General features: G+C 29.5%; 8 protein-coding genes and 1 pseudogene. All 9 read right to left on the reverse strand.

The window, feature by feature from the left end; all coding sequences use genetic code 11:
* Positions 1–127: 127 nt before the first annotated feature.
* Positions 128–1,144 carry a hypothetical protein gene (locus L2Z92_RS05055; protein ID WP_236457750.1) on the reverse strand — a complete coding sequence of 339 codons (1,017 nt, stop codon included), beginning with the start codon at positions 1,142–1,144 and terminating at the stop codon, positions 128–130.
* 276 nt (positions 1,145–1,420) lie between these two features.
* Complete coding sequence (locus tag L2Z92_RS05060) at positions 1,421–3,427, reverse strand: T9SS type A sorting domain-containing protein (RefSeq protein WP_236457751.1); 2,007 nt, start codon at positions 3,425–3,427, stop codon at positions 1,421–1,423.
* Positions 3,428–3,691: 264 nt separating this feature from the next.
* On the reverse strand, positions 3,692–6,238 hold the full coding sequence (locus L2Z92_RS05065; RefSeq protein WP_236457752.1) for a T9SS type A sorting domain-containing protein: 2,547 nt from the start codon (positions 6,236–6,238) through the stop codon (positions 3,692–3,694).
* Between the two features lie 95 nt (positions 6,239–6,333).
* Complete coding sequence (locus tag L2Z92_RS05070; RefSeq protein WP_236457753.1) at positions 6,334–7,092, reverse strand: LytR/AlgR family response regulator transcription factor; 759 nt, start codon at positions 7,090–7,092, stop codon at positions 6,334–6,336.
* Positions 7,092–10,016, reverse strand: a complete 2,925-nt coding sequence (locus L2Z92_RS05075; RefSeq protein WP_236457754.1) for a sensor histidine kinase — start codon at positions 10,014–10,016, stop codon at positions 7,092–7,094. Before L2Z92_RS05075 ends, L2Z92_RS05070 begins: the two co-directional genes overlap by 1 nt.
* A gap of 111 nt (positions 10,017–10,127) precedes the next feature.
* The gene (mtgA, locus tag L2Z92_RS05080) at positions 10,128–10,859 is read right to left on the reverse strand and encodes a monofunctional biosynthetic peptidoglycan transglycosylase (RefSeq protein WP_236457755.1); all 732 of its coding nucleotides are present in this window, start codon (positions 10,857–10,859) and stop codon (positions 10,128–10,130) included.
* Positions 10,860–10,862: 3 nt separating this feature from the next.
* The gene (locus tag L2Z92_RS05085; RefSeq protein ID WP_236457756.1) at positions 10,863–11,975 is read right to left on the reverse strand and encodes an NAD(P)/FAD-dependent oxidoreductase; all 1,113 of its coding nucleotides are present in this window, start codon (positions 11,973–11,975) and stop codon (positions 10,863–10,865) included.
* Positions 11,975–12,667, reverse strand: coding sequence for a DedA family protein (locus tag L2Z92_RS05090; RefSeq protein ID WP_236457757.1), 693 nt, complete (start codon positions 12,665–12,667; stop codon positions 11,975–11,977). Before L2Z92_RS05090 ends, L2Z92_RS05085 begins: the two co-directional genes overlap by 1 nt.
* Positions 12,660–13,349: pseudogene (locus L2Z92_RS21470) on the reverse strand (dicarboxylate/amino acid:cation symporter); the annotation flags it as partial. The pseudogene L2Z92_RS21470 and the gene L2Z92_RS05090, both read right to left, overlap by 8 nt.
* Positions 13,350–13,428 lie beyond the last annotated feature (79 nt).

Genomic DNA, 13,428 nt, shown 5'->3' on the forward strand with positions numbered 1-13,428 from the left:
TAGCATTTTGAGTTTCTAAAAGGAGTCTAGTCTTCCCTTTAATGAATAAAGCACTACTTTTTTAATTTGTTCTTTAACGTCAATATTTATTAGATTATTTGCGGAATGTTTTTATTCTGATTTAAAACTAGTTTATTGTTATAGTACTACCACAACCTGAATTTGCACTATATACTTTGGTTTTTGTTGAACTATAAACGTTACTACCTCCAGATTTGGTTACAGTTTGTAAATAGCCATCTGTATCACAGTTCCAAGTTGCTGTTCCACCACTACTAATCTTAGTACCTGGATTACGACTTCCAGATTTACCTACGTAAATTGTACGTCCTGAATTATTTCGAAGCGTAACTTTATTTTTTGTTTTTGATGCTTGATAATTTGCTTCATTCTGTTTTATTCTTCGCTGCAAATCAATATACTCTGGTGTTGCTTTTATAGAATCATTATACCTCTTTATTTCTTCATCACCTGCTTCTCTACTACGCTTGATTATAGCAATATCTGCTTTGTCTTTTGAAGTTAAAGGATTGGCTTGTTTTGCTTTCATAGCAGTTACGTAGTCATTAAATATTTTTTTGATATTTACCGTCTTGATATATTTATGGGTTGCTGAATAACCCGAAGATTCAAGTTTTGATTTCATTCTGTTTAAAAAACCACCTTTCTTCTTTCCTTTATTCTCTTTTGATTCTGAACGGTCTTTAACCACTACATAAATAGCTCTAACATCTTCTAGCTTTGGAACACCTTTATCTGAGATGTCATCTATTTTAAACAACATATCATCAATAGCCATATAGCCATCGTCTGTATAATCATGTTTTATAGTCATTACATTTGGGTAACTATCTACTCTACCATAATCACTTATTTCTGTTTCGCTAAAACCACCATAATCTGCAGAAACTGGTTTAGCTTCAAAACCTACAGGCTGTCCTGTTACTAGTTTTGTTACTGTTATTTTAACAGCAGGTTCGCCTCTTACGATATCGACAGTTCCATCGTCTTTTATAGATATGCCTGAAAAACCTTCATAGGTTACTGTTTCTCCATTAGCCTCAAGGGCTTCGTAAAAATTTTTTTGAGCTTGTGTTAAGGTTGTTGCAAAAATCAATGCAATAGTGACTATTATTTTTTTCATAATACAAAATTTATTTTTTAGCGTTATTATATAGTATACTTACCCAATTCGCTAACACTCGGGGTCGCTTTTTTATTCATTATTTATTGCTTATAACGACTTAGTTTTAATGGTGATTTCATAATCATGGTAAAATTTTAGATTTTGCAACTATTACTATCCTACTCTTTATCCATACAAAACATGATGAGTTTTCTGAAACATCAATACATACCTAGTTCTAAAACAAAAAAACTCGTAAGCATAACTCTTACGAGTTTTAAAGTAATAAATGAATTATTGCTTGATAAAACGTTTCGTTGACACAAATCCGTTATCGTCTTCTATTGTAATTAAATACATGCCTGTATTTAAATTGGCTGTATTGATTACAGTTGATTTTGTTTGTAATACTTGAGTTCCTAAAACACTATAAATTGTTGCTTGCTTTAAGTTCGTTTTCATTTCAATATTTAATACATTCCTTGTTGGGTTTGGATAAACTGAAAACACTAAACCTGATGTAAAGCTTTGCGAACTTAAAGCACAATTTGTACTAAAACTTGTTTGCGCATCAATATTTGTCCAATTGCTTGTGCTGTACGCTGCGTCATCTACTTGGATGCACGTTAGGTTAGGGTTGCTTTGGGCATAGAAGTTATTTGAAGTTATATTGATGTTATTCCCATTTTGAACATCTAAACTGCTTAGTTGATTGAAAGAACAATATAATAGTGTTAAACTCGTGTTTTGACTCACATCTAAACTGTTAAGGGAGTTGTTTTGGCACCATAGGGTAGTTAAACTTGTATTTTGACTCACATTTAAATTGCTTAGTTGGTTGGAATTACAATGGAAGACTGTTAAACTCGTATTTTGACTCACATTTAAACTACTTAGTTGATTGATACCACAGGATAAGTCTGTCAAACTCGTATTTTGAGTCACATCTAAACTGCTTAGTTGATTTTCATTACAATTTAAAAATGTCAAACTTGTATTTTGAGTCACATCTAAATTGCTTAGTTGATTGTTAGCACAACGTAAGTCTGTCAAATTCACAAAAGCCTCTATGCCTGTTAAATCCGAAATGGAAAGACCTGGACAACTTATTTGTCCTGTAAATGCACTTGCTTCAGTACATTCTATTTCAGTATTTCCATTTGTGTTAATGGCTGTATTTCCAACTAAGTAGGCTTTGAAGTTGGCATCTGGGATGTTTACGACACAAGGTGGTGGACAATTGGTACTAAAGCTGGTTTGTGCATCTATAAAATTCCAATTAGCAGTACTGTAAGCCACATTATCAACTGTAATACAAGTAAGGTTTGGATTACTATTGGCAGCAAAATTTGCACCTGGAATATTTGAATTATTTCCATTGGCTACATTTAAGCTAGTAAGGTTCGGGCAACTTCCAACACTTATAAGTGTAAGATTTGTATTTGCAGAAACATCTAAAGAAGTAAACTGATTTACTTGTGCCCAAAGTGTTTGCAACTTTAAGTTTGTACTTAAATCTAAAGCAGTCAATTGATTTGATGCCACATTTAGCAATGTTAGCTTGGTATTTTGTGAAACATCTAATGCAGACAAATTATTTCCATTGCATCTTAATTCTGTAATTTCAGTAAATGCTTCAATCCCTGTTAAGTCTGAAATATTAATATTATTAACATCTATTGTGCCTGTAAAAGCACTTGCTTCAGTACATTCTATTTCAGTATTTCCATTCGTGTTAATTGCTGTATTGGCAACTAAAGCGGCTTTAAAGTTGGCATCTGGTATGTTTACTATGCACGGAGGTGCAGTATATGGGGTATATACAATATCGTCTATACCAAAGTTTTCAGAATCACCATCTGTTCTAGATATTTGTATTTGCACAACATTAGTCCAATTTAAAGCCACAATACTTGCAGCTGTTGTTACATTAGCTGTTGTTGTATTAAGTACTGTTGTTGATCCATAACCATCCATCGATTTAAAAGTCCAATTACTAGTAAGTGATCCAAACACTTTAAGACTTTGGGTGTCTACCGCTGGATAAAAAGTTAAAAGCACCGTTTGTTCATATTGTGCATTACGAACTGATAAACCCGTAGATCCTTGACCTGCATTTGTTAAATTAATGAGTGTATTATTCGAGGTTCTAAAACTAGCTTCATAACCATTGATAGTTTGTATAGCCACAGAATTAGGATTTTGACTACTTCCTCCTAAAGTAGCCGTTTCCCAGTCAAAGGTTTGACTGTAAGCCAAAGTTGAAAATAAAGCAATTAATACTAGTAATCTTGTTTTCATAATAGATGAATTTTAATTATAGCAACAAAATTGTGGAAGTATTGGTGTATTTTTAGTGTTTTTCTTCTGAAAGGTTCGATTTTTTTTCTAAATCGATACTAAAAAAGAAACCACCTTGATAACAAGGTGGCTGAACAAACAAAACATAAAACTATATTACCAAAAAAGCAACTATTCCTATGAACACATACATAAGTAAAAGTGTTATTTCTAGGCGGTATTTTTCAATAAAATTCATATTTTGTTCCTTTTTATCTGAAACATCTACTTCTTAATGATTTTCTTTGTTCCTATTGCTCCACTTTCTGTTTGAAGATTTACTAAATAGATACCCGAATCTAAATTTGAAATATTTATTTCTTTTTTATTTGTTTCTAAAACTTTTCTTCCATCTAACGAATAAATAGTTATCCTATTTATAACTTCTTTCGATTGAATGTTTATAAGGTTAGTTGATGGATTAGGATATATAATAAAATCATTATAAGTTGTAAATGAATTTGAAGAAAGTGAAGGTGAACCAAATTCATAAGCTCCCATATCTACAGTAGTATTAAAAACACGTTGGTTCCCTAATAAATCTGAAGTACCTAAAACATACGTATTATTACCCGAGTCAATTGCTGGAGAACCTGACATTAAAGAATAATCTCCATTAACTAAACTTACAAATAAAGGATCTGCATTAGATGTTGCAGTAAGAGTACTGATACTATCATCGTTAAAATTAAGAGGATCTAAGGAGTTAGAAACAGCCAAAGAAGTGATTGGTGCTTCGGACAAATCAGTTATTGACCTTGCTATAGCTCCTCCTGTTGTTGTATTAAATCTAAAAATACAATTGCTAACTATTGCGTTAAATGTACTTGTTATACTGGAAGATGACATACTTATAGCAACAGTAGCTCTAGAAGAATTATTTAAAGAATTAGCTGTACCTAAATCTGTATTATTAACATATGTATTATTATATAGATTTAATGCTACGTCTGATCCATTTGCTATAACTTTAAACCAAGAAGCACTTCCACTTCCTCCAGTAGCCGTTGTTGTATTCAGGTTACCCGCTACATTTTTATCAAATAATGAATTTGCAACTGTTAAATCCACATTAGTATTAGCTCTTACAAAACTATATATACTTGTTGCTCTTCGAGACATGTTATTAATAAACTTACAATTTTCAATAATTAGTTCACCTCTAGCACCTGCTGTGTTGTTTAATTCGAATTCTGCATCTAAACCGGCATTATCATTTCTTGATACATTATCTTTTACAACACAATCTTTAAGTGTTAAGTTAGCAATTGATTTATGTTTAATTATAGCTCCACCTCTTTCAGTTGCATTCAAATTATTGTGAGCATCACTTATGGTTAAACCCTCTAATAATAAATTATTTCCAGTTTCAGTAATATTTATAATATGATAACTATTATCTGCATTTCGAGTAGTATTGCTATAATTTGATATAAAATCTGCAACATTTACATCATTTCCTTGTAAGTCTCCAGATAAAATAGTTTCATTAGCACCAATAACACGCTCAGACAATTGTGTTTCTGTACCTGCAAAACCACCATAAATTTCAATATTATCGCCATAAATAGTATATGCTACAGATCTATTTGAAGGACTTGGGTTATATGTGCCACCAGCTATCCAAACTTCTTTATTATCCTGATAACTGTTCAATGCATCATTAAGATCGTTATAAGCATCTGTCCACGATGAGCCATCATTATTACCTGTTGCATTTATATTTACATAGTATCTAGGTAGAAAAGGCATAACATTATATTTTTTAACCGATATTTTAGTTCCGTCTTTATACAATGTGTAATAATCACCTGTTACAGGGTTCATTTCAACATCTGCAAAAAAAGCAGGGTCACTAGTAGGTATACTTGGAGCTACTAATGTTGTTACTGCGTTACCTATTGGGTTAATTTTGATTAGTGCTAATTGATCGTTAACATCATTATAAATAAAATAAATATTTCCATCTTTAGCGCTTTTTCTTAATTTAATTGTACCATTTCTGTTTCCTGTAATAGTAGTTAATAAATTCGTATTATTAAAAAAAACCCTTGCTCTATCAGCAATATCTAGATAACTAATGTAGGTCATATCATCAATACCACTAATTCTACTAATATTTCGCACTGTATTTGGTGGATATAAATTAGTCACACTATAATCGGCAATAATTGCATCAATATCATATCGACTCCCTGATTGAGAGTTAGCAATATAACATTTATCAAAGGATGTTAAATCTTCAGCTTGACCAGAAATTGTTGTAAAATTCCAAGTATTATTTACATACTTAATAAAACACTGTACTGAATTAGTTGTATTCCTTGCAGATATTCTTGGAATACCAGATGCATTAAATCTAATTCTAGTTCTTCTATCTATTAGATTCCCATTCCCAAGACCCGAACCAACAACAGACCAATTAGTTCCATCATAATTATAAACGCTTAATGTATTATCTGAAGTTCTAATATATGCCACCCAAACTTCGTTTGTTACTGGATTTACATTAATAGACGGACTCATCGCATCATCAGTAGAAACCAAACTTCCTAAATTAACCCATGAAGTACCATTATACTCCATAACCCTAACATTGTTATTATTTGATGCATCAATATATGCCATATAAGTACTACCTGTTGTTGGATTAAATCCAATACCACCATCAGATGCTACATTTGTAAATTGTTGAGTTCCTACTTGTTCCCAATTTTGAGAATTCCCAATGTTACTTATTAACAATAAGATTAAAAGTAAACGTATTTTCATAATTTTAAAGTTTTATAATTTGATGTAAAATTGAAGCTTTACAGTAGTATATAATTTACTTTTTTTATGAAAGTGCTGTTTTTTTTGCTGAAAGTTTAACTATTAAAAACGTCTTGAATTATTTTAATAAATTCTTCTCTTTTATCTTTTGCAATAGGAATGGTTTTATTGTTTTCCATAATTAAATGATAACCATCCTTTTTTGACAATACTTTTATATGCTTTAAATTAATTAAATAAGAGCGATGTGGTTTATAAAAAAAAGCCGTTTTTTCTAATTGTTCTGCAAAGTGCTTAATAGGCTTACAGATTAATTCAGTTTTGTTATTTCGCAAAAATACTTTGGTGTACATGCCGTCTGCTTCAAACAAAATAATATCATCATGACTTACGAAAAGAATCCCTTTTGGAATATCTAAAGCCAGTTTGTTAATTGATAGTTGCTGAAATGCTTTTTTTAAATCATCTAACTTGTAATTGTCACCTTCCTGTTTTATATTCTGAATTGCTTTTTCGGTTGCTATTTTTAACTCGCTACCATCTATAGGTTTTAACAAATAATCTACCGCTGATAATTTAAAAGCTTCAATTGCATATTGATTATAAGCAGTTGTGAATATAATTTGAAAATCGACTACTTCATTTTCGAAAAAATCTAGAATCTCTAAGCCAGAATATTTCGGCATTTCTATGTCTAAAAAAACAATCTTAGGCTGTTCTCTTCTAATAATTTCTACTCCTTTTTCTAGATCTGGAGCCTGAAGAATTGTAGTAATTTCTCTACACTCTTTCCTCATTAAATATTCTAATAATGTTCTAGCTTTATTTTCGTCATCTATAATTAGTACTTTCATTATGTTGTTACAGGTATTTTTAAAACGATTTTAGTTCCTTTCGAACTAGATATTGTATCGATTTCGATTTTATTTTTCTTATTTGTATTAATTAATTCAATCCTCTTTTTAGTTGCATTTGTAGCAAATGATTTATGATATTGAAGTCTGTTCTTTTTTAATAATTCTGAGGCTTCAATTCCTATTCCATTATCTATAATTTCGCAGAAAAGAAGGGTTTTAGTTGAATTAAGATAAAATTTTATGTCTAAATTTCTGATTCCATCTTTATGTAACAATCCATGCTTAATAGAATTTTCCACATAAGGTTGTATGAAAAGAGAAGGTATTTTTACTTTACTACTATTAATTTCTGGATCAATATTAATTGTATAATTAAGTAAATCTTCAAAACGATTTTTTTCTAGTTCAAGATAAATATCAAGCGCATTTAATTCTTCCTTAAGAAAAACTTCATTTTCTCTACTATGGTCTAAATAAATACGTATTAATCTGGAAAACTTTATCAAAAAGGAACTAGCTAATTCTCTTTCATTCAAAACGATATATTCTTGGATCGAGTTTAATGCATTAAATATAAAATGCGGATTCATTTGCGATCTCAGATTTTCCAATTGATATAAAACTAATTGTTTATCAACTATTTCCTTTTCTAGAAGTTCATTTTGACGAATTTTTAATTTTCTAATCCTAACATTAAAATAAAAGACAAAAAATAAAGTTATTAAAAAAATAGCTAATAAATAAAACCACCACTTTTGCCAAAAAGGACTGTTAATTACAAACTTTATTTCTTTAATTGAAGAACTATCATTTATATCTGATAATATTGATTTAATTTGAAATGTATAATCTCCACTTGGCAAACTGTTATATTTTACAGAATTAACTTGTTTGTCTGTAGTAATCCAATTCTCGTTGTCTCCTAATAAGCGATACATATACCTCTTATTTTCAAGTGATTGAAAGCCATTTGCGTTAAAAACAAATTTAATATTATTTTCGTTGTACTCTAGTTCATAAAAAGAAGTGATACTATGCTCTTTTTCATTTATTTCTATGCCAGAAAAATATACTTGAGAAGGGTTTACTGTTTTGAAAACTTTATCTTTAGCGAAGCTAAACATTCCTTTATCAGAAGAAAAGACCACCTTGTTATCAAAAACCTCAATTCCAGAAATTAGATAGGTTTTTATGCCGTCTCGCTTCGTTAAACTTTTAAAAGTATTCTTTTTTGTATCTAGTAATTGAATTCCTTTTGAAGTTGCTATCCATAGTTTATTACCATCTGCTTTAATACTTTCAATTTGATTAGATAACAATCCTTTTTTAGAATTAAATTCTGCAATTACTTTCCCTTCTTTTATTGCATAAATACCTTTTTTAAATGTTCCTACCCAAATGATACCGTCTTTAGTTTGTGAAATTGTATTTGCATATATAGAGTTGTTATTAATCGTTATATTTTTTGATTGATACAAAGAATCATAAAAAACTAAATTATCAACATAAGCTACGTAAATGGTTTTTGTAGTAGCGTCATAATACGAAGAATACCCTCTTCTTTTTAGCTCCTTTGAAAGTGAAAAATCATTTTTTTTATCCTTCAAATCCTTTATAAAAACGTTACTATTCGTAACCAATAACAGTTTATCTTTTCCAATAAAAGAGAAGTTTTTTACAGATAAAAAATCTGACTCTTTAGAAAGTAGTGTAGCATTATTAAATGTATATCCTATTTCATCTTTACTGATATACGTTTTATTGTTCCATTTGTTATAAATCAAAGCAGAGACCCTTGACGTGTTGCTAAAATCAATGATTTTTTCATCGTTAGTATCTAAATTATAAATTGACACGTCTCCTTTATTAGTTCCATAAATTATAGAAGAATCATCAAGCTTTGTGAGGCAGCTAATATTTATAAAGTTTTTATTAATCTTGTATTCCTGAACGTGAATATTAGGAATAACAAAAACACCATTAGTTAAAGTTGTAAACCAATAGTTTTCATCTTTATCCTTTATGATTTTTGTAATATATTCGTTTTCTAAGAATTTACTTATGAAATGAAATTTATTTTCAAAATATTCGTAAATATAAACTCCGTTATTAGTAGCAAACCAAACTTTGTTTTCATTTTCAAAAATTGAAATCACTTGCAGTTGTTTTAATAATTCAAGTCCTTCAACATTCTTTATTTTTTTATGCTTCAAGTCTAAATTAAAAAAAACACTCTCTCTGTTTAGTCTTTTTTTACAAAACAAATAATCTTTTGACCGAAAAAATTGACTTTTTCCAGTTTCTATATTCTCTCCTAAACTATTTTTTAACTGTAAATCAAAAGTAATTAAGTCTTTTTTTAAAAAGTCTTTTTTTAAATTAATTTGTTGTAACGAATTATAACCTGCTATAAAAATGGTCTCTTCAAATTGATAAGGACTTCCTGAGTTTTTATTATCTTTTTGTTGTAGTATTTTTTTAGTAATTAAATCAACAACAAACATTTCAGAATTAGAAAAAACAACTAAATGATTTTCATATATTAAAAACTCCGTTAGCTGTCCTTTTAGTAATAAATTACTTAAGTCAATAAAAGTAATTAGTTCATTATTTTGTACATAAAAAAATTGTCCGGAAATATTATTACACCAAATACGTCCTGAACTATCTTCTTTTACTCCAAAAACAGAGTTCAATCGCTTTTCAGAATTAGAAAAATTAACAAAATCACTTCCATTGTATCTAAAAAGACCTTTATCTGCACACAACCAAATAAATCCTTTACTATCTTCTATCATGTTATAGAATTCTATGTCAGGAAGTCCATCTTTTTCAGTTAAATGAACATGAACAGGCTCTTGTGCAAAAAGAAAATTTACAAAGAGTAAAAGAAAATGAAAAAAGATTTTAAAGTTATTCAATTAAATAAAGTTATTCTGTAAAAATACCTATTACTATTTAAAAGACATTTATTTTCTTTCCAAATAGCAATAAATCTTTCTAAAACAAATCTCTTTCAAAATAAATTATAATTAATAACTCAATTTTGTATAACCAATGTATTTACTAATTTTTGCTTTTCTACCATTAATATATGATGAAGAATTTGACGCTTTGAATTTTCTTGGATTCGGAAGTATTACAGCAATTCCTGCAGCTTCATGTCTTGTTAGATTCTTTGCTTGTTTATGATACCAGTGTTTAGAAGCAGCTTCCGCACCATATACACCGTCTCCCATTTCAATACTATTTAAATAGACCTCCATAATTCTTTCTTTACTCCAGATAAGTTCAATTAAAAAAGTAAAATAAGCTTCTAGTCCTTTCCTCACGTAACTTCTTCCTTGCCAAAGAAATACATTTTTAGCTGTTTGTTGAGAAATTGTACTTCCTCCTTTTATTTTTTTTCCTTTTTTGTTACTCTCATAAGCTTTCAACATAGAGTTAAAATCAAAACCATTATGTTCTAAAAATAATCCGTCTTCACTGGCTATAACTGCTTTTTGAAGGTTTGGAGAAATATTTTCAATAGACACCCAGTCATGTGAGCAACTCATTTCTTTTCCATTTGCCTTTTGTTCAAAAGCCCTTATAATCATTAAAGGTGTAAACGGAACGGGAACAAATTTATACAACAATACAAAAAACAGACTCACAATATTAAACCAAAGTATTGATTTCCATATAAATCGAAATATTTTTTGCCCGAAAGAACGTTTTTTATTTGAAGTTTTTTTCTTTTTTGGAGTAGTTTTTTTTGCCATACACTAAATTAAATCTGCTAATTCTTTCCCTATTAAACTCCCAATAGCGACACCCATTCCTCCTAATCTTACACCACAATAGACATTTTGGGACATTTGTTCGACAATTGGACTTTTATAATTACCAACTCCCATTATCCCACTCCAACGGTGTTCAACTTCGAATTGATAATTCGGCAAAATTACAGTTTTTAATAACTCCTCCAACTTGTCTTGAATAATTTTTGTTTGATGTAATTCTGTAGTAGTTTCTCCTTCAAAGTCAAGATTTCTTCCTCCTCCAAATAATATTCTGTTCTCAATATTTCTAAAATAATAATACCCTTGATCTAAATGAAAAGTTCCTCTAATACCTAAATTATGTATTGGTTTCGTAATTAAAACCTGTGCTCTAGCGGGTTGCACTTTACCTTGGGTTAATTCACCCGCGAAACCGTTCGTAGCAAATAACAATTTATTTGTCTTAAAAGTAATTTCATTCGTAACAACCTCAACTTGATTCTCTAATTCTTGATAATTAGTTACATTCTGTTGGTTTAAAATTAAAATATTTTTGGATGCCACTTCTTTCAACAAGGCTTGCATCATATTTCCAGTATCAATCTGGCCTTCAAAAGGGTTAAAAATCAAATACTCGAAAATATTTTTAAAATTAAATCGATCTGCTTCTTTTACAAAAACATCAGTTTTAAAAATCGGTCTTAAAACATCATTTATAAAGGGTAACTTCTGAATACATTCATTAAAGAAACTCTCATCTTTTTGAAGAAATAGCTCATAACCTCCATAAGGTTTAAAATCGATTACACTATCTCCTAAACGATTTCGTAATAATTTCAATCCACTTATTCTTTTTTGAACCAATTGAATTACTTCTTCTTCAGAATGGCTTTTTAAATCGTCTATAATTTCAGATATACTTCCAAAACAAGCAAAACCTGCATTTTTTGTACTTGCTCCTTGTGGTAATATACCTTTCTCTAAAATTATAATTTTAGAAGTAGGAAACTTTTCTCTCAACTGAAGCGCACAATGAATACCAACAATTCCGCTTCCAACAATTGTATAATCTACTTTTGAAAACCAATTTTTTAATTCCCAATAACTAAGTTGCATTATTTCTCACTATTTTTTAATAATTTCTTTTGCTTAAAATAATTCAAAACTAAAGGCAGAGTTGTTATGGCAATTAGAGTTAGAATTATGGTTTCTATATGCTGTTTTAAATCAACATTGAATTGATCCAAAAAAAGACTATACAAATAATGTCCAGCGAAAACCAATAAAAAGGACCACAATAATGAGCTAAAGACATTGTAGAACATAAATTTACTTTTCTTCATATGTACGATACCTGCAATGATAGGTACAAAAGTTCTAACAATTGGTAAAAATCGTGCAAAAACAATTGCAATTCCTCCATGCTTTTCAAAGAAAGTCTGAGATTGAATTAAGTATTTTTTCTTAAAAAAGAAACTATCTTCTTTTGAATATAAATAATTACCACTTCTTGAACCAAACCAATATCCGAAAATATTTCCCAAAGTTGCCGCAGAAGCAATTAAGAGCGACAAAACAATTACATTAGACAAATCACTTGAAATAATAAAAAAAGTTTCTACTAACTCTCTATTATAAATACCAGATAAAAACAACAAACTATCTCCAGGAAGAAAGAAACCTGCAAATAAACCTGTTTCGGCAAAAACAATAAATAACACCATATAAATTCCTATTGGAATTCCATTTATCTCCATCGTTATATAAAACTCTGGATTAAAAAGTTTTGTCCAGTGAAAATCACTCATCTATTATCGATTTTGTTTCCCATTTATAAATAACTGCAGTGACAAGAGAACTACCCAAAATATTGGTCATACTTCTTGCCATATCACAGAAATGATTTATAGGTAAAATTAATGCAATACATTCTGGAGGAATACCAAACATAGCAGAAGTAGCAACAATTAAAATTAAAGATGCTCTAGAAACACCAGCAACTCCTTTACTAGTTAACATTAAAACCAACAACATTGTTGATTGCTCACCAATACCTATACCATACACTTCCGTAATAAAATACTAGCAAATGCAATGTACATCATACTCCAGTCAAGGTTAAACAAATAACCCAATGGTAAAGTAAAGGAAACTATTTTATTTTGACAACCAAATCTTTCTAATTCTTCAACTAATTTAAAAAAAATGCTTCGGAACTTGTTGTGGAAAAAGCTATTAATAGTGGTTCTTTAATTCTTTGTAGAAGCACAAACAAATGCTTTCCTAAAACGTACAACCACCAAGTAGCAATATAACACAAAGGATGATAATACCGATTGCAATATCAATCAGATAATAATTACACAAATAAAAGATTCCAAAGCCATATTTAGAAATAGCTACAGATCTAAAAATCCCAAATGGAGCAACCCGAATAATATAGGTTATCATTTTAAGAATTACATGAGATAAAGCATCTAATAATTTTACATTTTTTGAGAAATCTTCTTAAGAAGAAAGGGGAATAATAATGACTGATTTCACCAGCAAAGACACCTAAAATTACAGC

It is taken from the genome of Flavobacterium jumunjinense, assembly GCF_021650975.2.
In the GTDB taxonomy this organism is placed as follows: Bacteria; Bacteroidota; Bacteroidia; order Flavobacteriales; family Flavobacteriaceae; genus Flavobacterium; species Flavobacterium jumunjinense.

Excerpts from the sequence above, each read along its gene's own strand:
- L2Z92_RS05055 (WP_236457750.1), bottom strand. The coding sequence starts at position 1,144 with ATGAAAAAAATAATAGTCACTATTGCATTGATTTTTGCAACAACCTTA.
- L2Z92_RS05060 (WP_236457751.1), bottom strand. The coding sequence starts at position 3,427 with ATGAAAACAAGATTACTAGTATTAATTGCTTTATTTTCAACTTTGGCT.
- L2Z92_RS05065 (WP_236457752.1), bottom strand. The coding sequence starts at position 6,238 with ATGAAAATACGTTTACTTTTAATCTTATTGTTAATAAGTAACATTGGG.
- L2Z92_RS05070 (WP_236457753.1), bottom strand. The coding sequence starts at position 7,092 with ATGAAAGTACTAATTATAGATGACGAAAATAAAGCTAGAACATTATTA.
- mtgA (WP_236457755.1), bottom strand. The coding sequence starts at position 10,859 with ATGGCAAAAAAAACTACTCCAAAAAAGAAAAAAACTTCAAATAAAAAA.
- L2Z92_RS05085 (WP_236457756.1), bottom strand. The coding sequence starts at position 11,975 with ATGCAACTTAGTTATTGGGAATTAAAAAATTGGTTTTCAAAAGTAGAT.
- L2Z92_RS05090 (WP_236457757.1), bottom strand. The coding sequence starts at position 12,667 with ATGAGTGATTTTCACTGGACAAAACTTTTTAATCCAGAGTTTTATATA.